Annotated in this window: 22 protein-coding genes; 6 read left to right on the forward strand and 16 right to left on the reverse strand. The window is 53.4% G+C overall.

Annotation, left to right across the window (positions count from 1 at the left end):
* Nucleotides 1–43 precede the first annotated feature (43 nt).
* Complete coding sequence (locus tag AB1E22_RS08705) at nt 44–496, forward strand: DUF2756 family protein (protein WP_367594972.1); 453 nt, start codon at nt 44–46, stop codon at nt 494–496.
* Nucleotides 497–635: 139 nt separating this feature from the next.
* On the opposite strand, the gene ugpQ is transcribed toward AB1E22_RS08705, so the two are convergent.
* The 10 genes from ugpQ to livK all read right to left on the reverse strand — a co-directional run bounded on the left by ugpQ (nt 636) and on the right by livK (nt 10,717).
* Entirely contained in the window at nt 636–1,376 is a 741-nt protein-coding gene (gene ugpQ, locus AB1E22_RS08710; RefSeq protein ID WP_367594973.1) for a glycerophosphodiester phosphodiesterase, read from the reverse strand.
* A complete protein-coding gene (locus AB1E22_RS08715; RefSeq protein ID WP_367594974.1) occupies nt 1,373–2,443 on the reverse strand; it encodes a sn-glycerol-3-phosphate import ATP-binding protein UgpC in 1,071 nt (356 codons plus the stop codon). Before AB1E22_RS08715 ends, ugpQ begins: the two co-directional genes overlap by 4 nt.
* A 3-nt stretch (nt 2,444–2,446) precedes the next feature.
* Nucleotides 2,447–3,292, reverse strand: coding sequence for a sn-glycerol-3-phosphate ABC transporter permease UgpE (ugpE, locus tag AB1E22_RS08720; RefSeq protein WP_367594975.1), 846 nt, complete (start codon nt 3,290–3,292; stop codon nt 2,447–2,449).
* Nucleotides 3,289–4,176 carry a sn-glycerol-3-phosphate ABC transporter permease UgpA gene (gene ugpA / locus AB1E22_RS08725; RefSeq protein WP_367594976.1) on the reverse strand — a complete coding sequence of 296 codons (888 nt, stop codon included), beginning with the start codon at nt 4,174–4,176 and terminating at the stop codon, nt 3,289–3,291. The genes ugpE and ugpA overlap by 4 nt, the downstream gene beginning before the upstream one ends.
* A 125-nt stretch (nt 4,177–4,301) precedes the next feature.
* Nucleotides 4,302–5,621: a sn-glycerol-3-phosphate ABC transporter substrate-binding protein UgpB gene (ugpB, locus tag AB1E22_RS08730; protein WP_367594977.1), complete on the reverse strand. Its 1,320-nt coding sequence runs from the start codon at nt 5,619–5,621 to the stop codon at nt 4,302–4,304.
* 222 nt (nt 5,622–5,843) lie between these two features.
* Nucleotides 5,844–6,557 (reverse strand): high-affinity branched-chain amino acid ABC transporter ATP-binding protein LivF, encoded by a 714-nt coding sequence (gene livF, locus AB1E22_RS08735; protein ID WP_367594978.1) that lies wholly within the window; start codon nt 6,555–6,557, stop codon nt 5,844–5,846.
* 1 nt (nt 6,558) lies between these two features.
* Entirely contained in the window at nt 6,559–7,326 is a 768-nt protein-coding gene (gene livG, locus AB1E22_RS08740) for a high-affinity branched-chain amino acid ABC transporter ATP-binding protein LivG (RefSeq protein WP_367594979.1), read from the reverse strand.
* Nucleotides 7,323–8,609 (reverse strand): high-affinity branched-chain amino acid ABC transporter permease LivM, encoded by a 1,287-nt coding sequence (locus AB1E22_RS08745; RefSeq protein ID WP_367594980.1) that lies wholly within the window; start codon nt 8,607–8,609, stop codon nt 7,323–7,325. The genes livG and AB1E22_RS08745 overlap by 4 nt, the downstream gene beginning before the upstream one ends.
* A complete protein-coding gene (livH, locus tag AB1E22_RS08750; RefSeq protein ID WP_270142058.1) occupies nt 8,606–9,532 on the reverse strand; it encodes a high-affinity branched-chain amino acid ABC transporter permease LivH in 927 nt (308 codons plus the stop codon). Before livH ends, AB1E22_RS08745 begins: the two co-directional genes overlap by 4 nt.
* A gap of 75 nt (nt 9,533–9,607) precedes the next feature.
* Complete coding sequence (gene livK / locus AB1E22_RS08755) at nt 9,608–10,717, reverse strand: high-affinity branched-chain amino acid ABC transporter substrate-binding protein LivK (RefSeq protein ID WP_367594981.1); 1,110 nt, start codon at nt 10,715–10,717, stop codon at nt 9,608–9,610.
* Between the two features lie 417 nt (nt 10,718–11,134).
* Between livK and panM the strand changes: the two genes are divergently transcribed.
* A complete protein-coding gene (gene panM, locus AB1E22_RS08760; RefSeq protein WP_367594982.1) occupies nt 11,135–11,518 on the forward strand; it encodes an aspartate 1-decarboxylase autocleavage activator PanM in 384 nt (127 codons plus the stop codon).
* Nucleotides 11,519–11,712: 194 nt separating this feature from the next.
* Here the strand turns inward: panM and AB1E22_RS08765 are convergent, their stop codons facing one another.
* From AB1E22_RS08765 to ftsY, 5 genes are all read right to left on the reverse strand, one after another.
* On the reverse strand, nt 11,713–12,816 hold the full coding sequence (locus tag AB1E22_RS08765; RefSeq protein ID WP_367594983.1) for a branched-chain amino acid ABC transporter substrate-binding protein: 1,104 nt from the start codon (nt 12,814–12,816) through the stop codon (nt 11,713–11,715).
* A gap of 225 nt (nt 12,817–13,041) precedes the next feature.
* A complete protein-coding gene (gene rpoH, locus AB1E22_RS08770; protein WP_034460519.1) occupies nt 13,042–13,896 on the reverse strand; it encodes an RNA polymerase sigma factor RpoH in 855 nt (284 codons plus the stop codon).
* A 257-nt stretch (nt 13,897–14,153) separates the two neighbouring features.
* Nucleotides 14,154–15,209 (reverse strand): permease-like cell division protein FtsX, encoded by a 1,056-nt coding sequence (ftsX, locus tag AB1E22_RS08775; protein WP_367594984.1) that lies wholly within the window; start codon nt 15,207–15,209, stop codon nt 14,154–14,156.
* Complete coding sequence (gene ftsE / locus AB1E22_RS08780) at nt 15,202–15,870, reverse strand: cell division ATP-binding protein FtsE (RefSeq protein WP_216375999.1); 669 nt, start codon at nt 15,868–15,870, stop codon at nt 15,202–15,204. Before ftsE ends, ftsX begins: the two co-directional genes overlap by 8 nt.
* A 2-nt stretch (nt 15,871–15,872) precedes the next feature.
* The gene (ftsY, locus tag AB1E22_RS08785; protein ID WP_367594985.1) at nt 15,873–17,474 is read right to left on the reverse strand and encodes a signal recognition particle-docking protein FtsY; all 1,602 of its coding nucleotides are present in this window, start codon (nt 17,472–17,474) and stop codon (nt 15,873–15,875) included.
* Nucleotides 17,475–17,634: 160 nt separating this feature from the next.
* Between ftsY and rsmD the strand changes: the two genes are divergently transcribed.
* Together rsmD and AB1E22_RS08795 are read left to right on the forward strand one after the other, a co-directional pair.
* On the forward strand, nt 17,635–18,210 hold the full coding sequence (gene rsmD / locus AB1E22_RS08790) for a 16S rRNA (guanine(966)-N(2))-methyltransferase (protein WP_367594986.1): 576 nt from the start codon (nt 17,635–17,637) through the stop codon (nt 18,208–18,210).
* 11 nt (nt 18,211–18,221) lie between these two features.
* Nucleotides 18,222–18,491: a DUF1145 family protein gene (locus AB1E22_RS08795; RefSeq protein WP_367594987.1), complete on the forward strand. Its 270-nt coding sequence runs from the start codon at nt 18,222–18,224 to the stop codon at nt 18,489–18,491.
* Nucleotides 18,492–18,493: 2 nt separating this feature from the next.
* Here the strand turns inward: AB1E22_RS08795 and AB1E22_RS08800 are convergent, their stop codons facing one another.
* Nucleotides 18,494–18,850 (reverse strand): DUF2500 domain-containing protein, encoded by a 357-nt coding sequence (locus tag AB1E22_RS08800; RefSeq protein ID WP_367594988.1) that lies wholly within the window; start codon nt 18,848–18,850, stop codon nt 18,494–18,496.
* A gap of 238 nt (nt 18,851–19,088) precedes the next feature.
* Between AB1E22_RS08800 and AB1E22_RS08805 the strand changes: the two genes are divergently transcribed.
* Nucleotides 19,089–19,715, forward strand: a complete 627-nt coding sequence (locus AB1E22_RS08805; RefSeq protein ID WP_367594989.1) for a lysoplasmalogenase — start codon at nt 19,089–19,091, stop codon at nt 19,713–19,715.
* Nucleotides 19,716–19,890: 175 nt separating this feature from the next.
* A complete protein-coding gene (gene zntA, locus AB1E22_RS08810) occupies nt 19,891–22,098 on the forward strand; it encodes a Zn(II)/Cd(II)/Pb(II) translocating P-type ATPase ZntA (protein ID WP_367594990.1) in 2,208 nt (735 codons plus the stop codon).
* Nucleotides 22,099–22,109: the final 11 nt, after the last annotated feature.

A 22,109-nucleotide genomic window follows, 5' to 3' on the forward strand; every position in this document is an offset into this window, starting at 1 on the left:
AAAAGGATTAAACTTAATAGATCCCCCACTGGAGGAAATGAAGATGAAAAAAATATTATTACTGGCGGCCCTGCTGCCATTGACCTGTTTGGCGCAGCCGATTAATACCCTGAATAATCCCAACCAACCGGATTACCAGATCCCCAGTCAGCAACGGATGCAGCAGCAGATGCAAACTCAGCAGACACAGCAAAAAGGGATGTTAAATCAGCAGTTACAAACGCAAACACGCGTACAGCAGCAGCACCTGGAATCGCAGATAAATAACAATTCGCAGCAGGATGTTTTCAAAGTGAAAAGGGCGTTACCGAATGAATTAGATGTCGGGTCGCAGCAGGTATTACCGAATAACAATGGTGGCATGCTAAATAATAGCGGCACTGGCACGGGGCAGGATCACATGCTGCAACCGAAAACCAATGGCAGTATGCTTAATCAGAATAGTCATTCGGCACCGTTACAGCCGAATATTCCGCTGAAGACGATTGGGCCTTAAAGATTTTCCCCTTAGCCTACAACGGCTGGGCAAGCACCCGGTTCAGACCCCACCCCAGCCCTCCCCTTTCCAGGGGAGGGAGCAGCCGTTGTAGGTCGGGTAAGCGCTAGCGCCACCCGACATTTACCACCCGATGCAATCACGCGGTAAAACCGGGCCCGATCTCATCAATCCTGTCGGTGCAAATCGTATCAACTCCCCAGCGCAGCAGGGTGGCTGCTCGTTGGGGAATATTCACGGTATAAACCAGAATATATAAGCCCGCCGCTTTCAGCTCCCGCACGCGAGATTCATCCAGCAATTTATGATTCAAGTGAATAGAAACGCAGCCCAGGCGAGTCGTCAGATCGCGCCAGTCGTCACGCCATTCATCGAGCAATAATCCACGCGGTAATTCCGGAACGGCAAGCTGTGCGGCTTCCAGCGCTTCGATAGAAAATGATGAGAGTAATGGCGCGGTTTGCCCGAACCATAATTCCCGAGCCGCCAGGGCGATAACTTTGCCGGTTTCCATATCGGTGCCGGTCGTCGGTTTAATTTCGATATTCGCCATCATGCCGTGCTGTTTACAACGCGCGGCGACCTGCGAAAGCAGCGGCAGCGGTTCGCCTTTAAAGTCACGGCTAAACCAGCTTCCGGCATCAACGCTGAGCAATTTATCCCACGGTAAATCACCGGCAATTCCCCAGCCGTTGCTGGTGCGCTCCAGCGTGTCGTCGTGCAGCAAGAAAATTTGCCCGTCTTTTGAAAGTTTGGCGTCAAACTCAATCATGGTGTGGCCGTAACGCGCACCGACGTCAATCGCTGCCAGGGTGTTTTCCGGTGCCAGTTTGCCACCGCCGCGATGCGCAGCGACTTTCGGGTAAGGCCAGTTACTCATAAACGTTGTCCATTTTCTTTATCAAAGAAATGTAGATGATTTTCAGGCAGATGCAGCCAAAGCGTGCTGCCGGGTTGCGGGCGTTCCTGATGCGCCAGACGCACCACCATTTTTTGCTCGCCCCAACGCCCGTGCACCAGATTATCCGCGCCGAGCATCTCCAGCGTATCCACCATAAATGGCACGCCGCCTGCGGTTTGTGAGCTTAGCGCAATATGTTCCGGGCGGATACCCAGCGTGACCGCGCGGCTCCGATGTAAATTTTGTGCGCTTCCCAGCGGCAGCGCCATTCCGCCTGCAAGCTCGAAACGCGTACCGTCGGCGCTGATTTTGCCTTCCAGCAGGTTCATGGCGGGTGAGCCGATAAAACTGGCGACAAAGCGGCTGGCCGGGCGCTCGTAGACTTCAACCGGCGTCCCTATTTGCTCGGCGACACCTTTGTTCATCACCATCACGCGCTGCGCCAGCGTCATCGCTTCGACCTGATCGTGCGTGACGTACAAGCTCGTGGTTTTCAGGCGGCGATGCAACTGCTGTAACTCCAGGCGCATCTGCACGCGCAGCTTGGCATCAAGGTTTGATAGCGGTTCATCGAACAGGAAAACCGCCGGATCGCGCACGATGGCGCGGCCCATCGCCACGCGCTGACGTTGGCCACCGGAAAGTTCGCGTGGGCGGCGTTTGAGCAAGCCATCAAGTTCCAGAATCCGTGCCGCTTCCGCCACTTTCTGCTGGATATGCCCTTTCCCCATACCGCGAATTTTCAGGCCCCACGCCATGTTCTCCTCCACGCTCATGTGCGGATAAAGTGCGTAGTTCTGGAACACCATCGCAATTCCGCGCTCTTTCGGTTCCATCTCTGTGACTCGCTTGCGGTCAATCCAGATATCACCGCTGGTGACGCGTTCAAGCCCGGCAACCATGCGCAGCAGCGTAGATTTACCGCAGCCCGACGGGCCCACCATCACGATAAATTCACCGTCGGCCACATCCAGCGTCAGCGGTTGAATGACCTGAGTTTTGTTATCCCAACTCTTACTTACTGCCTGTAACTTCAGTCCTGCCATGGGTTATTTCTCACTATCAACCAGGCCACGCACAAACGCGCGTTGCATTACTAAAACGATAATTACCGGAGGAATCAGGGTCAGCAACATGGCCGCCATCACCTGGTTCCACTGAGTGCTGCCTTCGCCAGAAGACATCATGCCTTTGATGCCCGCCACCGCCGTGCCGAGGTTTACGTCGCTGATAATCAGCAGCGGCCACAGATACTGGTTCCAGCCGTAGATAAAGGTGATAACGAACAGCGCTGCCAAATTAGTTTTTGAAAGCGGCAGCACGATGTCGCGGAAGAAACGCATGGGCGATGCGCCGTCGATGCGTGCCGCTTCCATTAACTCATCGGGCAGCGTCATAAAGAACTGGCGGAATAAAAACGTGGCGGTCGCCGAAGCCATTAACGGCAGCGTTAAACCGGTGTAGCTGTCGAGCATTTTGAGATTGGCGATAACCTCGACCGTTGGAAAAATTCGCACTTCGACCGGCAGCATCAGGGTGATAAAAATCATCCAGAAGAAGAGGTTACGCAGCGGAAAGCGGAACCAGACGATGGCGAATGCGGAGAGCATCGAAACCGTGATTTTGCCGGTGGTGATTACCAGTGCCATCACGAAACTGTTGAATAGCATCAGGCCGAACGGCGCGCTGTTCGCCCCCACGCCGTGCGTCCAGATATACGCCATATTTTCCAGCAGGTGCGTGCCGGGAATCAGCGTCATTGGCGTCTGAAAGACGGCTTCGTTATCCAGCGTCGCTGCGACAAACGCGACATACAGCGGGAACAAAATCACGATGATGCCAAGGATGAGCATCGTATGGCTGAAAATCGTCAGCCCGCGGCGGTTCTCAATCATTGGTAGCGCACCTTACGTTCCACGAAACGAAACTGAACCACGGTCAGGATTATCACTAAGAACATCAGCACGACGGACTGCGCCGCCGAGGCGGAAAGGTCAAGCCCGGCAAAACCTTCGCGATAAATTTTGTAGATAAGTGTGGTGGTCGCCTGCACAGGGCCACCGCCCGTTGCCGCGTCGATAACCGGGAAAGTATCGAAAAAGGCGTACACCAGGTTCACCACCAGCAGGAAGAAACTCACCGGCGCAATCAGCGGCAGCGATAAACGGAAGAAGCGGCGGATCGGGCCTGCGCCGTCGATAGAAGCGGCTTCAACCAGCGAGCGCGGAATGGATTGCAAGGCTGCAAAAAAGAATAAGAAGTTGTAGCTGATTTGCTTCCACACGGAGGCGAACACCACCAGGAACATCGCCTGGCCGCTGTTTTGCGCGTGGTTCCAGTGGTAGCCAAATTGCTCAAGTACATGCGTTATCAGCCCGCGTCCGGGGTTAAACAGGAAAATCCACAGTACGGCGGCAATCGCTGGCGCAACGGCATAAGGCAGCAGCATGAGTGTTTGATATAAACGGCTGCCACGAATGACGTAATCCGTCAGCGCGGCGAAAAACAGCGACACCAGCAAACCGCTCCCCGCGACTAATCCACTGAAAATTAACGTGGTGTAGAAAGAGTCGAGGTAGTAGCTGTCGTGGAAAAGTTGTTTGAAGTTATCGAGCCCAACAAAGGTACTGGAAAGCCCAAAAGGATCGACGTTTTGCAGCGAATACCACAGCGCTTCGCCCGCAGGCCAGATGAAAAAGATAATGGTGATAATCAGTTGCGGCAGGACTAGCGCATACGGCAGCCAGCCAGAACGGAACACCGGGCGAGATGATGACATAGTATTGCTCTTATAGGTGACTCTGGACGACCCCACCCCAACCCTCCCCTTTTCAGGGGAGGGAGCTTTAACTCCTCCCCCTGGCAAGGGGGAGGCTGGGAGGGGGTTAAGGCGATGGTAAGGTTTTACGACTTCGTCGATTGCTCAAAACGGCGTAGAAGCTGGTTCCCACGCTCAACCGCGCTATCTAACGCCTGCTGCGGGGTTTTCTTGCCGGTCCAGACCGATTCCAGCTCTTCATCCACAATGGTGCGAATCTGCGGCATATTGCCCAGGCGCAGACCTTTGGTGAACGGCAACGGCGGCTTGTTCAGCATCTGGCGCGTGGCAATATCCGCACCTGGGTTTTTCTCGTAGAAGCCTTGCTCCCGCGTCAGGTCGTAAGCCGCTTTGGTGATAGGCAGATAGCCGGTTTTCTGGTGCCATTCGGCGGCGATTTCTGGCTGTGCGAGGAACTGCATAAATTCAGCCACGCCTTTGTAAGTCGCCGCGTCTTTACCCTGCATCACCCACAGACTTGCCCCGCCTATAATGGCGTTTTGTGGCGCATTCGGAATGGTCGAGTCGTAAGGCATCATGCCCACGCCGTAGTTGAATTTGGCATAGTGGCGAATATCAGCCAGCGAGCCAGAAGACGCGGTAGTGATCGCGCAGTCGCCGTTATAGAACTTCTCGGTGGATTCGTCTTTACGGCCAAAGTAGCTGAAATCGCCTTTCTTATTCAGCGCTTCCAGCAGGGCGATATGTTTTACCTGCTCGGGTTTATTAAATTCCAGAACTGCGTCGGTGCCATCGAAGCCGTTGTTTTTGGTGGCTACCGGCAGGCCGTTCCATGCGCTGAAGTTTTCGATTTGAATCCAGCCCTGCCAGCCGCTGGCATAACCGCATTTCATGCCCGCAGCTTTAAGTTTGGCGGTGTACTCAGCCAGGTCCTGCCAGGTTTTTGGCGGCTGCTCAGGGTCAAGCCCGGCTTTCTTGAAGGCGTCTTTGTTGTAATACAGCACCGGAGTAGAACTGTTGAACGGCTGCGAGAGCAAATGCCCGGTTTTCGCATCGGTGTAATACCCGGAAACCGTCGGCACAAACTGAGATTCATCGAACTTAATGCCCGCATCGCTAAACACTTCATACACCGGTTTGATCGCTTTAGAAGCCATCATGGTTGCGGTGCCCACTTCGTAAACCTGCAAAATAGCCGGTGCGTTGCCCGAGCGGAAAGCCGCGATCCCTGCCGCCAGGTTTTGTTCGTAGTTACCTTTATAAACCGGAACAATTTGGTAGTCAGGATGCGTCTGGTTGAAGCGCTGAGCCAGGGAGTCGACCTCTTTACCCAGTTCGCCTTCCATGGAATGCCAGAATGGAATGGAGGTGGCGGCGATGGCGTTGCTGCTAAGTACGCATCCAAGCGCAAGGCAAAGTGCAGTACGTCGTAACGATGCAGTCATGTCTTATCTCTCTAGTTATGAGGCATTTAAGCTGCGCGAAAATACGCGTTTTTGTTCGCATCAAAACATGACATGCGCGTATGACAGAAAAATAACCGAGAGGTGACAGGATCGTGACGAGGGGGTGACAGTGAGATTGAATGTTGTAGTGTCGGATGGCGCTTACGCTTATCCGACCTACCGTAGGGCGGTTAAGCGCAGCGCCATCCGCCGCAGGTAAAATTAGCCGCCCAGATAGGCGCTACGCACCGCTTCATTAGCTAACAACGCGTCGCCAGTGTCTTCCAGCACCACGTGGCCGTTTTCCAGCACATAGCCGCGGTCAGCGAGTTTCAGCGCCTGGTTGGCGTTTTGCTCGACCAGGAAGATGGTCATGCCTTCGCTGCGCAGTTGTTCGATGGTGTCGAAAATCTGCTGGATGATAATCGGCGCAAGACCGAGCGACGGTTCGTCTAACAGCAGCAGACGCGGCTGGCTCATCAGCGCACGGCCAATCGCCAGCATTTGCTGCTCACCGCCGGACATCGTGCCCGCCCGTTGAATACGGCGTTCATGCAGACGCGGGAACAGATCGTAAACGCGTTTAATGCGCTCATGATACTGGTCGCGCTCGGCAAAGAAGCCGCCCATCGCCAGGTTTTCTTCCACGGTCATACGCGAAAACACGCGGCGGCCTTCCGGCACAATCGCGACCGCTTCACGCATTATGCGCGCGGTGTGCCAGTCGGTAATGTCTTTGCCATCGAAGGTAATCTTGCCGCTGGACGCGCGCGGGTCGCCGCACAAGGTGCCGAGCAGCGTGGTTTTACCTGCACCGTTCGCGCCAATCAGGGTGACGATTTCGCCCTGTTTGATATGCAAGCTGACCTCGTGAAGCGCCTGGATTTTGCCGTAATGAGCGCTCACATGGTCAAAGGACAACATGATATTTTCCATCTTATGCCTCTCCCAGATAGGCGCGGATTACGTCAGGGTTATTGCGGATTTGCTCCGGCGTACCGTTTGCCAACGGGGTTCCCTGGTTCACAACGTAGATCCGGTCAGAAATGCCCATCACCAGTTTCATATCATGCTCGATTAACAGCACGGTGGTGTTGTGATGGTTACGCAGCTCCATGATCAGCTCATCAAGCTCATGCGTTTCTTTCGGGTTAAGGCCTGCGGCGGGTTCGTCCAGCATCAGGATTTCTGGCTGCGTCACCATGCAGCGTGCGATTTCAAGGCGACGCTGATCGCCATACGCCAGGTTGCTCGCCTGGCGGTTAGCCTGCTCAAGCAGACCAATACGATCAAGCCAGGTTGCCGCACGGTCCAGCGCTTCGCTTTGCGCACGACGGAAACCCGGAGTTTTCAGAAGGCCAGAGAACACGCCGGTTTTCAGTTGCATATGCTGAGCAACCAGCAGGTTTTCGATGACGGTCATTTCACGGAACAGACGCACGTGCTGGAAAGTACGCACCACGCCCATGCGTGCAATTTGTTGCCCCGGCAACCCTTCGAGATGCTGGTCGCGCAGTAAAATGGTGCCGCCTGTCGGTTTGTAGAAACCGGTCAGGCAGTTAAACACTGTCGTTTTACCGGCACCGTTTGGCCCGATTAACGAGACGATTTCTTGTGGATGCAGCTCCAGGGAAACGTTGTTCACGGCGAGCAGGCCGCCGAAACGCATCATCAGGCCGTTTACGGATAACAATGGCTGACTCATGCCCGCTCTCCTTTGACTTGTTCCACTTGTTCTTTCTTCAGCTTCAACTGAGGACGCGTCATTGGCAGCAGACCTTGCGGACGCCAGATCATCATCAGCACCATCAAGCCGCCGAGCACCAACATGCTGTATTCATTCAGGTCACGCATTAATTCGCGCGACACCACCAGCAGAATAGCGGCGAGGATAACGGCAAACTGCGAGCCCATTCCGCCCAGCACCACAATCGCCAGTACGAATGCTGATTCGGCGAAGGTGAACGATTCCGGGCTGACAAAGCCCTGGCGTGCGGCAAACAGCGTACCGGCAAAGCCCGCAAACGCGGCGCTGATAGTAAAGGCGGTCAGTTTGATGCGCGTTGGGTTCAGGCCCAGCGAGCGGCAGGCGATTTCATCTTCACGCAGCGCTTCCCACGCACGGCCCAGCGGCATACGCAGCAGGCGGTTAATCACGAACAGCGACAGAACCACCAGCAGCAGCGCAACCAGGTACAGGAAGATAATGCGATCGCCCGGGTTATAAGCGACGTTAAAGAAGTTGCTGAACGTATCCCAGCCCCCTTCACGGGCGCTACGGCTGAACTCCAGACCAAACAGCGTCGGTTTTGGAATCTGGCTGATACCGTTCGGGCCACCGGTAATTTCGGTGTTGTTGAGCAGCAGAATACGCACGATTTCCCCGAAGCCGAGCGTCACAATCGCCAGGTAGTCACCGCGCAAACGCAGCACCGGGAAGCCAAGCAGGAAGCCCGCCGCCGCAGAAACCAGGCCTGCAATCGGCAAGCAAGTCCAGAATCCAAGGCCGTAATAGTGATTAAGCAGCGCGAAGGTATAAGCGCCGATGGCGTAGAAACCGCCGTAGCCCAGAACCAGCAAGCCGGACAAACCCACCACAACGTTTAAGCCAAGACCGAGAATAATGTAGATCATGGTCAGCGTGGCGATATCTACCGTACCGCGCGAAACCATAAACGGCCAGGCAACGGCCAGCACTAACAAAGCCAGCAGGAACAGCTTTTGTTTCGGCGTAGAACCGTCTAACGCAGGCAGAACAAACTTCGGCCCGGAGACTTTTTTCATGCCTTTCTGGAATGCAGGGCGCAATAACTGGAAGACGAAAACAATCGCCGTACCAATCAGAACCCATTCCCAGCGCACGGATTCAGCGCTGTTTACAACAAGTTTCGTCCCGTCGAGGCTGAGCTGCACGCCCATAAAGACGCCCGCCAGCACGAAAAAGATCGCCGCCGAAAGCAGCGCAAAAACAACATGCATCGGTTTCATACTTTTTCTACCTCCGGACGGCCCAGGATACCGGTTGGCATCACCAACAGAACCACGATGAGCAGTGCAAAGGAGACAACATCTTTATATTCAGTGCTCAGATACGCCGAGGTCAGCGCTTCTGCCACGCCCAGAATCAGGCCGCCAATCATCGCACCAGGGATGCTGCCAATGCCGCCGAGAACCGCTGCGGTAAAGGCCTTCATACCTGCCATAAAGCCGATGTATGGGTTGATAACGCCGTAGAACTGGCCGAGCAAGACGCCCGCAACGGCGGCCATTGCCGCACCAATCACAAACGTCAGAGAGATAACGCGGTCGGTATTAATCCCGAGCAGGCTCGCCATTTTCAAATCTTCTGCACAGGCACGGCAAGCGCGCCCCATGCGGGAGTAGCGAATGAACAGCGTCAACGCCAGCATGGCCAGGAACGTCACGACCCAAATGACCAACTGCATAGTCGTAATGGTTGCCGTGAAACTTTCGCTGGCCCCCACGACCCACTGGCCGTTGAACAGGCTCGGCAGTGCGATATCGCGCGAACCTTCAGTAAGGCTGACGTAGTTTTGCAAGAAGATGGACATCCCGATGGCAGAGATCAGGGCAATCAGGCGTTTAGAGTTACGCACCGGCTTGTAGGCCACGCGTTCGATACTCCAGCCGTAGGCACTTGCGATGATTATTGCGCCAATGAAACCGGCTCCCACCAGCATCCAGCCCACATCAATGCCTAACATCATCAGCGCTGCGATGATCATAAACGAGACGTAGCTGCCGATCATATACACCTCGCCATGGGCGAAGTTGATCATGCCGATAATGCCGTAAACCATGGTGTAACCGATGGCAATCAGCGCGTAAGTACTGCCCAGCGTGACGCCGTTAAACATCTGTTGCAGGAAGTAGAGGAACTGCTCGGACATACAATAACCTTATTTATACCCTCTCCGACGCATAGCCGCCGGAGAGGAAGGGTGACCCAGAACTGCCGGTTCTACTTATTTAGCTACAGAAGAGGAGCCGTCGGCATGCCACTGGAAGACACCAAATTCAAATCCCTTCAGATCGCCTTTCTCATCCCAGTTCAGCGGCCCAATCACGGTTTTCGCACCGTTTGCTTTCAAATCTTTTACTAAATCAGCGGGTTCTTCGCTGCCGCTGCGCTCAAGGGCTGTTGCCAGAGATTGCACGGCTGCGTAAGTGATCCACACATATGGGCCACTTGGATCTTTTTTCTGTGCTTTCAGTTCGTCAACGATAGCTTTGTTCGCCGGGTCCTGGTCATAGCGTTTTGGCATTGTCACTAACATGCCTTCGCCCGCCGCACCCGCAATGTTGGACAGAGAGGCGTTACCTACGCCTTCCGGGCCCATGAACTGCGTTTTCAGGCCGACAGCACGCGCCTGGCGCAGGATCTGGCCCATTTCCGGGTAGTAGCCACCGTAGTAGGCGAAATCGATATTTTCTTTTTGCAGACGCGCAACCAGCGTAGAGAAGTCTTTATCGCCTGCGGTGATACCGTCGAAGAAGACGATATTCGCACCCGCTTTTTTCAGGCCGTCTTGCACAGAACGCGCAAGACCTTCGCCGTACTGCTGTTTGTCATGAATGATCGCGATACGCTGCGGCTTAACGTGCTCAAGAATGTATTTAGACGCGGTTGGGCCCTGGGAGGAGTCCAGGCCTGCGGTGCGCATAATCATTTTGTAGCCACGGCTTGTCAGCTCTGGGTTAGTAGCGCCAGGGGTGATCATCAGGATGCCTTCATCTTCGTAGATGTCAGACGCAGGCTGAGTAGAAGAAGAGCACAGGTGGCCGATAACATAGCGCACACCGTCGTTAACGATTTTGTTGGCGACCGCTACAGCTTGTTTTGGATCACAAGCGTCGTCGTATTCAACCGCAACCAATTTGTCGCCTTTGATACCGCCTTTGGCGTTGATGTCTTTGATTGCCTGACGTGCGCCGTTGAATTCCATGTCACCCCACTGCGCAACCGGACCCGACATGGCACCAACAACCGCAACTTTGATATCTGCCGCGGTTGCCGCGTGAGACACCGCCAAAGCAACGATCCCGGCGAGTAATGTCTTCGCGTTCATTTTCATAGATCCCATTCCTGTTCGTGATTTTTGTGGTTTTATTATGGTTAAAAAGCGCACTGAGCATTTTTTAACCTTTAACCATTTTTATGAGTGCCTTTAAGGGCTTAGCGCTAAAATTTACAATTTTTAAGGCTAAACTCTCTATTTTTCAGGCTATTAAGCAAAGATATTATTCTGTATTTGCTAAGAGTTAAACAAAAAAAAGCAGCTTTTTCAGCATAAAATAGCGATACAAAGAGCGGAATAAATCACTAGGTTTTAGGGTTTTATACTGAACAACTTTCAATCTGACGCTGATAGAACTGGGTTATGTTTTCCACAAAAACTAATCACCTGGTTTATGGCAGATAAAAGATAAAGCGTCTGACGCAAATAAATTGGTTACACTCGGGGTTTTCCCGCTTTTTGGTTAGCTCGCTTATGAAACTCACCATCATTCGTCTGTTTGAGTGTAGTGCTCAGGATGAGATCGATCTTGCTAAGATCTGGCCGGAATATTCCAGCGCCTCACTCGCACTTAGTGATACTCACCGAATTTACGCCGCAAAATTTAACGACAGGCTGTTGGGCGCGGTTCGCGTTACGCTTGCCGATACGCAAGGCGCGTTGGATTCGCTACGGGTACGCGAAATTACCCGTCGCCGTGGCGTAGGGCAGTATTTAGTAGAAGAAGTGATTCGTGATAATCCGGAGATTACCGGGTGGTGGATGGCAGATGTCGGCGTGGAAGACCGCGCGGTTATGACAGCGTTTATGCTGGCGGTTGGGTTTGAAGCGCGGGATGGTGGCTGGAGGAAGAATTAAGGCACTGGTAAGTTGTCGCCAGAACCCGGTTCGGACCCCACCCCAACCCTCCCCTTTCCAGGGGAGGGAGCATTTAACTCCTCCCTGACAAGGGGAGAGAGCAGTTAACCCCTCCACCTGATAAGGGGAGGGAGCAGTTAACTCCTCCACCTGACAAGGGGGAGGCTGGGAGGGGGTCATTTGTTCACGACACTTTACTTGGCGTCTGTCGCTGTACCGTTGGCATGCCAGGTAAACACGCCAAACTCGAAGCCTTTCAGATCGCCCTTCTCATCCCAGCTCAACGGCCCCATTACGGTTTCCACCATTGCGCCTTTCAGATATTTAGCAATTTCAGCAGGATCTTCTGACTTGTTCAGACCCGCCGCCAGTGATTGCAGCGCAGCGTAGGTGGTCCAGACAAACGCCCCGCTTGGATCTTGTTTCTTCGCTTTGATGGCATCGACAACAGGTTTGTTAGCAGGAACCTGGTCATAGTTCTTCGGCTTAGTCACTAACAGCCCTTCCGCAGATTCGCCGGCAATGTTAGACAAAGAGACGTTCGCCACACCTTCTGGCCCCATGAACTGAGTTTTCAGACCCGCAGCACGTGACTGGCGCAGGATCTGGCCCATTTCCGGGTGGTAGCCACCGTAGTATACGAAGTCGATGTTTTCTTTCTTCAGACGCGCCACCAGCGTGGAGAAATCTTTCTCGCCTGCGGTGATACCGTCAAAGAACACTACGTTCGCGCCGCCTTTTTTCAGGTTGTCCTGAACGGAGCGCGCCAGGCCTTCGCCGTACTGTTGTTTGTCATGAATCACCGCGATGTTTTTCGGTTTTACATGATCAAGGATGTATTTTGCCGCGGTTGGACCCTGGTCTGAGTCCAGGCCAGTGGTACGCATTGTCAGTTTGTAACCACGCGCGGTCAGCTCTGGAGCAGTTGCCGCAGGGGTGATCATCAGAATACCTTCGTCTTCGTAGATGTCAGACGCAGGCTGAGTGGAAGAAGAACAGAGGTGGCCGATAACGTATTTGACGCCATCGTTAACCACTTTGTTGGCAACCGCTACGGCTTGTTTTGGGTCACACGCATCGTCATATTTCGTGATAACCAGTTTGTCGCCTTTGATGCCGCCTTTGGCATTAATATCGGCAACCGCTTGTTCTGCACCGGTAAATTCCTGGTCGCCATATTGTGCAACCGGGCCAGACATCGCCCCTACGACCGCGACTTTGATATCCTTAGCAAATGCTGCGTTGCTCATCGCAAGTGCAATACAACCAGCCAATAACGCTTTGCCCGTCATTTTCATCCTGAGGATCCCCATTCTTGTTGTGATTGGTATTTGTTGTGTTGTTTTGGCACGATTTTATTTTTGATTTACGAATACCGCGTGTGCCTTCACCGCATCCAGTGCTAAAAACATACCCGAATTTGCGGTTTTTGGAATAACAATTTTTTCACAAGATGAACAGGAAAGTGACAGGCATAAAAAAACCGCCCCGAAAGGCGGTTTTTTTGTATCTTGCTGAGTAACTTACGCTTCGATAGCCATGCGCAGTTTTTTCATCGCATTTTTTTCCAGCTGACGCACACGCTCTGCGGAAACGCCGTAGCGATCGGCCAGTTCTTGCAGCGTGCTTTTGTTCTCTTCGTCGAGCCAGCGGGCGCGGATAATATCCTGGCTGCGCTCGTCCAGACCCAACATGGCGTCGCTGAGTTTATCAGCCGCATGCGATTCCCAGTTGTCGTCTTCAATGCCGTCGGCAAAGTTAGATGACTTATCCTGCAAGAACAGCACTGGAGCCATTGGCGCGCTGTCAGAATCGTCGTCGTTGCCCATGTCAAACGTCATGTCCTGCGCCGCCATGCGAGATTCCATTTCACGGACATCTTTGCTGGAAACACCCAGCTCGTTGGCAACCATTTCCACTTCGTCCTGGTTGAACCAACCCAAGCGCTGCTTCGTTTTGCGCAGGTTAAAGAACAACTTACGTTGTGCTTTGGTGGTAGCCACTTTCACAATACGCCAGTTACGCAGCACGTATTCGTGAATTTCAGCTTTAATCCAGTGCACGGCGAACGACACCAGACGGACACCCACTTCAGGGTTAAAGCGGCGCACAGCCTTCATCAGGCCGATATTACCTTCCTGAATCAGGTCAGCCTGCGGCAAGCCATAGCCCGAGTAATTACGAGCGATATGAACAACAAAGCGCAGGTGAGACAGGATCAGCCTTTTCGCTGCTTCCAGATCGCCCTGGTAATGCAGCTTTTCAGCCAGCTCCTTCTCTTCCTCAGCCGTCAACATCGGCCAGGAGTTAGCGGCCCGGATATAAGATTCCAGGTTACCAACAGGGGCTAAAGCTAAATTTTGCATTTCTTTGGTCATTCAAACCCTCTCTTAGAGACTAACGTACAGGTTGCTACACCATGCTGCACCTGACTCCACGTCAAGCGCCAAACCGTACCACTCACAGTAAACTCAGACAGTGATGTTATCCACAAGTTCACTGTAAAGCTGTGCATAGATTGCACACAAAATGTGACAGAGCTATGAAACTGGGCAGGAGAAACGCTTACCGAGGTGGGAACGTGTCCCCTGCTGACGGGTACTTCGTAGCAGGGAACAAGTATATCAAAAAAATTTTACTCTGGGGTAAATCGACGTAAATGTTGCACAGTTGCGATCCATGCCGCCAGCCAGCCGCTCATCGACGCCACCAGCAGCAGAAGCAGGCATTCATCGAAACCTAAGCCAGTTAGATCGAACTTAGTGCCAAACACCTGCGCCACTTCAGTCACCGCGGACGATAAGCGCAGCACCAGAATTTCCGAGAGGATCAGCGATAAAAATGCACCGCTAAAACCTAACAGCGCGCCGCCGTACAAGAACGGACGCAGAATAAATCCATCCGTTGCGCCAATCAGTTTTTGCACGTTGATGGTATCGCGACGGGCGAAAATACTCAGACGCACGCTGTTACCGATGACCAGGAACACCGCGGCAACCATCAAAACGCCAATCATCGCAGCAACGCGGCCCACAAGACCGGTCAGCGAAGCGAGACGCGCAAACCAACTATCGTCCATACGCACTTCGTCTACGCCGTTAATCCGCGCCACACGGTCGCGCAGAGTGTTCAAGTGATCGGTACTCTGGAAATCAAGTTTCGGGTTAACTACGGCAACCGCAGGTAACGGGTTCTCTTCCAGCATATCCAACGCGCCGCCAAAGCCGGACCAGTTGCGGAATTCACCCAGCGCTTCGTCACGGGAAAGGTAGTTAACTTTATCGACGCCCTCTTCGGCCTGAATCGCCCCCACCACTTGTTGAGCGGCGTTGTCATCCAGCGCTTTGTCGAGGTAAACGGTGATTTGCGGCGAAGGATAATATTGTGTGGCAGCCTGGTTCACGTTCTTGTAAACCATGTAGCACACGCTCGGCAGCGTCAGAGAAATGGCGATAACCATTACCGTCAGGAACGTGGCTAATGGCTTGCTACGCAAATCTTGTACAGCGCCCTGCCAGGCGTAACGGAACTGTTCGTTCACGCCGCCTTTGAGAGATTTGCTTTTCGACTGAGGCCCTTTGCCGCGTTTTTTCACCGAGCGGCCTAAATCCCCTAACTTATTCAGCGAGTTGATTTTATCCAGCTTATTGCTGAAGCGCTTAATGTGGTTGAGCGCGCTGCGTTTATTCACCTGCCAGGCCTCCATGCAAATGGCCATCACTTAACGTCAACATGCGATAATTACGGCGGGAGATAAGCCCCATGTCGTGCGTTGCCATCAGAACCGTTACGCCAACACGGTTAAATTCCTCGAACAGACGCAAAATCCCTTCCGAGAGCGCATCATCGAGGTTACCGGTTGGTTCATCTGCCAGCAGTACAGCAGGCTTGTTCACCACTGCACGGGCGATACCCACGCGCTGCTGCTCACCGCCGGAGAGTTGGATCGGGAAATTTTTCGCTTTATCGAGCAGGCCGACTTTATCCAGCGCCGCGGAAACACGACGGCGAATGTCTTCCCCACTTGCCCCCGCGATAATCAGCGGAATCGCCACGTTGTCATAGACGGTTCTGTCCATCAACAGATGGTGATCCTGGAAGATCATGCCAATCTGGCGGCGCAGGAACGGCACTTCACGGCTCTTGAGGCGGCTAATATCATGGCCGCTAAAAGAGATTTTTCCGGCACTTGGCCGCTCAATACCGCAGATTAGCTTGAGCAGGGTACTTTTCCCGGCTCCTGAGTGACCGGTCAGAAAAGCCATCTCGCCTGGTTGCATATGGAAGGTGACTCCCTGCAACGCTTGTCTCCCGCCGAGATAGGCCTTACTAACGTGTTCAAAGCGAATCATGGTTAATCCTCTCGGGCAAAAAGTGCCTCAATAAAATCGCCCGCATTAAACGGACGCAAGTCCTCAATACGCTCGCCGACGCCAATGTAGCGAATCGGAATACCAAACTGATCGGCCACGGAGAAAATCACGCCGCCTTTGGCTGTACCATCCAGTTTAGTCAGCGTAATGCCTGTTAGTCCCACGGCTTCATGGAACAATTTAGCCTGGCTAATCGCGTTCTGACCCGTGCTGGCATCAATAGTGAGCATAACTTCATGCGGCGCATCGACATCCAGTTTTTTCATCACACGGACGATTTTCTTCAGCTCTTCCATCAGGTGCGCTTTGTTTTGCAAACGCCCGGCGGTATCTGCCAGAAGAACGTCGACATTACGTGCTTTTGCCGCCTGAATCGCATCGAAAATCACTGACGCAGAATCCGCGCCGGTGTGCTGAGCGACAACAGGAATATTGTTGCGCTGGCCCCACACCTGCAATTGTTCTACCGCCGCCGCACGGAACGTATCGCCCGCCGCCAGCATTACCGATTTACCTTCCTGCTGGAACTGACGCGCCAGTTTGCCAATGGTGGTGGTTTTACCTACGCCGTTAACACCTACCATCAGGATAACGAATGGCGTTTTGCCTTCCACTTTCAGCGGCTCATCGACTTTCGCCAGGATTTCGCCCATCTCTTCTTTCAGCAGACCGTATAACGCTTCTGCATCACGCAGCTCTTTGCGGCTTGCGCCTTCTGTCAGATTGGTGATGATTTTGCGCGTGGTTTCGACACCAACATCGGCAATGAGCAGTTGCTCTTCAAGCTCTTCAAACAGATCATCGTCGATTTTTTTGCCGCGGAATAGACTGATAAATCCGGAACCGAGGTTCTGTTTGGTCTTAATTAAGCTGCGTTTAAGGCGGGCGAAGAAACCTTCTTTGGTTGGGCGCTCTTGTTCTTGCTGCGCCTCTTCAACCGCCTCAGGTTCCACCGGCGTTTCTTCAACGACAGCAGCAACAGGCTCGACTTCTAACGGTTCTTCTACAACCGATTCTTCAATAACCGGTTCTTCGACAGGCGTTTCTTCAACGACAATCTCTTCTACAACAACGTCTTCTACCGGAGCGACTGCCACTTCTTCAGGTTCAACAACCGTTTCAGTTTCAGCGATAACCGCTTCTTGTTCCGGCTGCCACTCTTCTGGCTCCACGGATTCTGGCGTCACTTCTTCCGGAACCGGCAACTCTTCGTGTTCAACGGCAACGGGGGCGGTAATTTCAGGTTCTGATTCAGGAAGAACGTCAGGCTCGACCGTCGCCGCTTCGCTTTCCGCAAGTTTTTCACTCACTTCTACGATGTCAGCGGCAAATGCTTCAGGCTCTTCGCGCTTATCAAGCACAACAGGCTCAGCGTCTTCAGTCAGAACTTCTGGCTTCGCTTCTTCAGGCTGTGAGGATTCTACAGCCGCCTGCGGTTGTTCAGCTTCAATAACCTGTTCAACAACTTCTTCCGCAACCGATTGTTCTTCTGCTACTTTTTGTTCTGGTTCTTGTTCAGAAGCCTGCTCTTTCTGGCCAAAGCCTAGCCATGAAAAAAAGCCACGTTTTTTCTCTTTCGCCATTTGCGAACACACTCCTCGCTGTTAATTCATGGCACAGGCCCGATTGAGCTTGCCACGGGCACTGAAAATAATTATCGAATGAATACGTTAGTCTATCACTTTCCCCGCTTTACACACACCGTTACACTAGACGGCAAGAAATTGCATCGCAGTGAGTCTCATGAAAAAACCGCAATCTACTGGCACCGGCCAGATCCGTATTATTGGTGGTCAGTGGCGCGGCCGTAAACTGCCCGTCCCGGATAGCCCAGGCCTGCGCCCTACTACCGATAGGGTTCGCGAAACCCTGTTTAACTGGCTGGCCCCGTCGATGGTCGATGCCACGGTGCTGGACTGCTTTGCCGGAAGCGGTGCGCTGGGGCTCGAGGCCTTATCGCGTTACGCCACCCGCGCCACATTGCTGGAGATGGATCGCAACGTTTCTCAACAATTGCAAAAAAATCTCGCCACGCTAAAAGCCAATAACGGAAAAGTCGTGAACACCAATACGCTGAATTTCCTCGCGCAACCTGGCGAGCCGCATTCCATCGTGTTTGTAGACCCGCCCTTCCGTAAAGGTTTGCTGGATGAGACGCTGGCGCTGCTGGAAAACAACGGGTGGCTGGCAAACGACGCGCTGATTTACGTCGAAAGCGAAGTTGAAAACGGCATGCCTGCGGTGCCCACAAGCTGGTCGCTACATCGTGAAAAAGTCGCGGGCCAGGTTGCTTACCGTTTATTTAATCGTGAAGTTTAAGGAGCGACGTCATGCTGATTAATCTAGGCCGTTTACTGATGCTCGGCGTCTGGGCATTTTTGTTACTGAATATTTTCCACCCGTTTCCGCGCCCGCTGAATATCTTCATTAACGTCGCGCTGATCTTTATGGTGTTGATGCACGGCATGCAATTAGCGTTGCTGAAATCGACTCAGCCAAAAGAGAGCCCGCCGCTAAGCCGCGCTCAACAGATTAAGATCTTTGTCTTTGGGGTATTTGAACTGCTGGTCTGGCAGAAAAAACTCCGCCAGGGCAAATAAAATCATTCGGGGATGAAGCCGACAAAGCGCGTCCCCTTATACTGCAATGTGCCTTTGTCACCGACACTCATCGAGTGATAAACCTCAGGCGTCACACGCATTTTCAGTTCCAGCCCGCCGCTTTGTGGGCGAAACCAAATCTCATAGCGCATCGTATCTTCAACCGGGGTGACTTGCCTTTGTCGTGACCGGCGATCGTTACCCGGCGTTTCGCGTTTCGTCGCCACCTGCACGCTTCGTTGCATCATCGGTGCTGCGTCATTTTCCGCATTCTGGCGGCGCTGCTGCGCAAAGCGAAACGATGCGGCCACGACGATTATCGCAACAACGGCGATGAAGAAAAATGGCATTTTACTCATAGATTTATCTCGATTTGTCAGGCACTTTTAAGAATACCCTGCACGTCGTGGCGTTGTCATCTATCGACGTTAACCACTAGACTGACAATAGTGTCGTGCTTTAAGTACGATAAATTTAATTCAATATTCTTTAGCATTCGAGTTGCAGGACAAAAGGTTTCTACCTTTTGAACAGCGCTTGCGCTGGCCCCAATATCCCTGCGGCTCGAAGGATGAAGAGTAGGAAAAGGGAACCGCCATGCTCTGGTCTTTCATCGCCGTATTCTTCTCCGGATGGCTGTATGTTGATGCCTCCTACCGTGGGCCTACGTGGCAGCGCTGGGTTTTCAAGCCGGTCACTCTTCTGCTTTTGCTACTGCTGGCCTGGCAAGCACCGATGTTCAACGCAACGGGCTATTTGATTGTCGCGGGTCTGCTGGCAACGCTGCTCGGAGATGCGCTAACCCTGCTGCCAACCCAGCGCCTGCTGTACGCCATTGGGGCGTTCTTCCTCTCACATCTCCTGTATACGCTCTATTTTGCAAGCCAGATGACCTTCAGTTTCTTCTGGCCTTTACCGCTGATTTTGCTGATTGTTGGCGCAGCCCTCGTCGCGGTAATCTGGACGCGTCTTGAAACCTTCCGCTGGCCGATTCTAACGTTTATCGGCATGACGCTGGTGATGGTGTGGCTGGCGGGCGAGCTCTATTTCTATCTGCCTACGCGGCCAAACTTCTCGGCATTTATCGGCGCCACGCTTCTGCTTTTAGGCAACATTGTCTGGCTGGGTAGCCATTACCGCCGCCGCTTCACAGGCGACAGCGCTATCGCCGCAGCCTGCTATTTTGCCGGACACTTTATGATTGTTCGCGCGCTGTATATCTGATGAAAAATCATGTCGGATGTCGCAACGCTAATCCGACCTACGAAACTGTTCTTTTCTGCATGTGTAGGGTGGATTAGCGACAGCGACATCCACCAGAAATTTCCCTCTTGACTCTGGAGTCAACTCCAGAGAGTAACATGGGTAATGAGAACATTATCATTACCCAGGAGGGCACATGCTCAACTCCCCAAAACCACCGCAATTTGCTAAGGCAAAGCTCAGTCCGTTGCCGATAAAAACCGACGCATGCCACGGTAAAGATTGCTGTGGCGAAGCCGTGCCACCCGTGGAAACAGAAACCATTACGGATACCGGCGAGCGTTATAGCTGGCTGGTTGATGGCATGGATTGCGCAGCCTGCGCCCGCAAAGTTGAAAATGCGGTAAAACAAATTGCCGATGTGCAGCGCGTTCAGGTGCTGTTCACCACTGAAAAGCTGCTGGTGACGGCGGAACGCGATATTCGTGATGACGTCGAAAAAGCCGTTAAAGCGGCGGGATACACTCTGAGAAATAGCGCGACTCCCGCGCCAAAAACATCATCTCTGAGCGAAAATTTACCGCTCATTGGGCTTATCGTGATGATGGCGCTGAGCTGGGGACTCGAGCAATTTAACCACCCGTTTGGCAATATGGCGTTTATCGCCACCACTCTGGTTGGCCTGTGGCCGATAGCCCGCCAGGCCGTGCGCCTGATGCGCAGCGGTAACTGGTTTGCCATTGAAACGCTGATGAGCGTGGCCGCCATTGGCGCACTATTTATTGGTGCAACCGCCGAAGCGGCGATGGTGCTGCTGCTGTTCTTAATTGGTGAACGCTTAGAATCCTACGCCGCCAGCCGCGCGCGCCGTAGCGTAAGCGCATTAATGGCGCTAAAACCTGAGGTCGCTACCCGCATACGCAACGGTGAACGTGAAACTATCGCCCTCGCAGATTTACGCCCAGGCGATGTTATCGAAGTGGCGGCGGGCGGGCGTTTGCCTGCTGATGGTAAGCTGTTAACGCCTTTCGCCAGCTTTGATGAGAGCGCACTAACCGGTGAATCCATTCCGGTTGAGCGCCAATTAGACGAAAAAGTCCCGGCGGGAAGCACCAGCGTCGACAGACTGGTGCAGCTCGAAGTCATTTCCGAGCCGGGCGACAGCGCCATCGATCGCATCCTGCGTTTGATTGAAGAAGCGGACGAACGTCGCGCCCCAATTGAACGTTTTATCGACCGATTCAGCCGGATTTACACGCCGATTATTATGGCGATTGCCCTGCTGGCAGCCGTTATCCCACCTCTATTCTTTGGGCAAAGCTGGGGCGAGTGGATCTACAAAGGTCTGGCGCTGTTACTGATTGGCTGCCCATGCGCGTTGGTGATTTCCACTCCAGCAGCAATTACCTCAGGACTTGCAGCAGCGGCCCGCCGTGGCGCATTAATTAAGGGCGGAGCAGCACTTGAGCGCCTCGGTAAAATTCAGCACATCGCTTTCGATAAAACCGGCACGTTAACGGCGGGCAAACCGCAGGTCACAACCATTGAGGTGGAGGGTGAACTTGCAGAAAACGAACTGCTGGCAAGAGCCGCAGCCGCGGAATTGGGTTCGTCGCATCCACTGGCGCAAGCCATTGTGCGTGAAGCACAAAACCGCAGCCTGACGCTGCCCGCCACCAGCGCACATCGGGCGCTCGCGGGTATTGGGGTAGAGGCAATTATCAACGGTGAAACATTGCTATTAAGTGCGCCGGGCAAACTCGCGGATAATATTCTCAACACAACATGGCAGCAGCGAATCAATCAGCTTGAAGCCGAAGGCCAGACGGTGATTGCCGTGGTGCAGCAAAACCAGTTGCTCGGCGTTCTCGCCCTGCGTGATACGCTGCGCAATGATGCCAGACAGGCAGTTTCGGCCCTGCATAATATTGGTGTGCAAAGCGTGATGCTTACCGGCGATAACCCACGTGCAGCCGCGGCAATCGCCCAAGAATTAGGGATGGATTATCGCGCCAGCCTGCTGCCTGCAGATAAAGTCAGCGCGGTAAATGAGCTTAACGCCCGCTCGCCGCTGGCGATGGTTGGCGACGGCATCAACGATGCACCAGCCATGAAAGCCGCAACGATTGGTATCGCAATGGGCAGCGGCACCGATGTGGCGCTCGAAACCGCAGACGCAGCGCTGACCCACAACCGCCTGACAGAATTGGCGGGCATGATAAGTCTGGCGCGAGCAACGCATAATAATATTCGCCAGAACATCACTATCGCGCTGGGTCTGAAAGGGATTTTCCTGGTCACCACGCTTTTGGGGATAACCGGCCTGTGGCTTGCGGTACTCGCCGATTCTGGTGCGACGGCATTGGTTACGGCGAATGCTTTGCGGTTATTGCGGAAGAAATAAAAAAGTCGGGT

Origin of the sequence: Buttiauxella gaviniae (assembly GCF_040786275.1) — a bacterium.
In the GTDB taxonomy this organism is placed as follows: domain Bacteria; phylum Pseudomonadota; class Gammaproteobacteria; order Enterobacterales; family Enterobacteriaceae; genus Buttiauxella; species Buttiauxella gaviniae_A.

Excerpts from the sequence above, each read along its gene's own strand:
- AB1E22_RS08705 (WP_367594972.1), top strand. The coding sequence starts at position 44 with ATGAAAAAAATATTATTACTGGCGGCCCTGCTGCCATTGACCTGTTTG.
- ugpQ (WP_367594973.1), bottom strand. The coding sequence starts at position 1,376 with ATGAGTAACTGGCCTTACCCGAAAGTCGCTGCGCATCGCGGCGGTGGC.
- AB1E22_RS08715 (WP_367594974.1), bottom strand. The coding sequence starts at position 2,443 with ATGGCAGGACTGAAGTTACAGGCAGTAAGTAAGAGTTGGGATAACAAA.
- ugpE (WP_367594975.1), bottom strand. The coding sequence starts at position 3,292 with ATGATTGAGAACCGCCGCGGGCTGACGATTTTCAGCCATACGATGCTC.
- ugpA (WP_367594976.1), bottom strand. The coding sequence starts at position 4,176 with ATGTCATCATCTCGCCCGGTGTTCCGTTCTGGCTGGCTGCCGTATGCG.
- ugpB (WP_367594977.1), bottom strand. The coding sequence starts at position 5,621 with ATGACTGCATCGTTACGACGTACTGCACTTTGCCTTGCGCTTGGATGC.
- livF (WP_367594978.1), bottom strand. The coding sequence starts at position 6,557 with ATGGAAAATATCATGTTGTCCTTTGACCATGTGAGCGCTCATTACGGC.
- livG (WP_367594979.1), bottom strand. The coding sequence starts at position 7,326 with ATGAGTCAGCCATTGTTATCCGTAAACGGCCTGATGATGCGTTTCGGC.
- AB1E22_RS08745 (WP_367594980.1), bottom strand. The coding sequence starts at position 8,609 with ATGAAACCGATGCATGTTGTTTTTGCGCTGCTTTCGGCGGCGATCTTT.
- livH (WP_270142058.1), bottom strand. The coding sequence starts at position 9,532 with ATGTCCGAGCAGTTCCTCTACTTCCTGCAACAGATGTTTAACGGCGTC.
- livK (WP_367594981.1), bottom strand. The coding sequence starts at position 10,717 with ATGAAAATGAACGCGAAGACATTACTCGCCGGGATCGTTGCTTTGGCG.
- panM (WP_367594982.1), top strand. The coding sequence starts at position 11,135 with ATGAAACTCACCATCATTCGTCTGTTTGAGTGTAGTGCTCAGGATGAG.
- AB1E22_RS08765 (WP_367594983.1), bottom strand. The coding sequence starts at position 12,816 with ATGAAAATGACGGGCAAAGCGTTATTGGCTGGTTGTATTGCACTTGCG.
- rpoH (WP_034460519.1), bottom strand. The coding sequence starts at position 13,896 with ATGACCAAAGAAATGCAAAATTTAGCTTTAGCCCCTGTTGGTAACCTG.
- ftsE (WP_216375999.1), bottom strand. The coding sequence starts at position 15,870 with ATGATTCGCTTTGAACACGTTAGTAAGGCCTATCTCGGCGGGAGACAA.
- ftsY (WP_367594985.1), bottom strand. The coding sequence starts at position 17,474 with ATGGCGAAAGAGAAAAAACGTGGCTTTTTTTCATGGCTAGGCTTTGGC.
- rsmD (WP_367594986.1), top strand. The coding sequence starts at position 17,635 with ATGAAAAAACCGCAATCTACTGGCACCGGCCAGATCCGTATTATTGGT.
- AB1E22_RS08795 (WP_367594987.1), top strand. The coding sequence starts at position 18,222 with ATGCTGATTAATCTAGGCCGTTTACTGATGCTCGGCGTCTGGGCATTT.
- AB1E22_RS08800 (WP_367594988.1), bottom strand. The coding sequence starts at position 18,850 with ATGAGTAAAATGCCATTTTTCTTCATCGCCGTTGTTGCGATAATCGTC.
- AB1E22_RS08805 (WP_367594989.1), top strand. The coding sequence starts at position 19,089 with ATGCTCTGGTCTTTCATCGCCGTATTCTTCTCCGGATGGCTGTATGTT.
- zntA (WP_367594990.1), top strand. The coding sequence starts at position 19,891 with ATGCTCAACTCCCCAAAACCACCGCAATTTGCTAAGGCAAAGCTCAGT.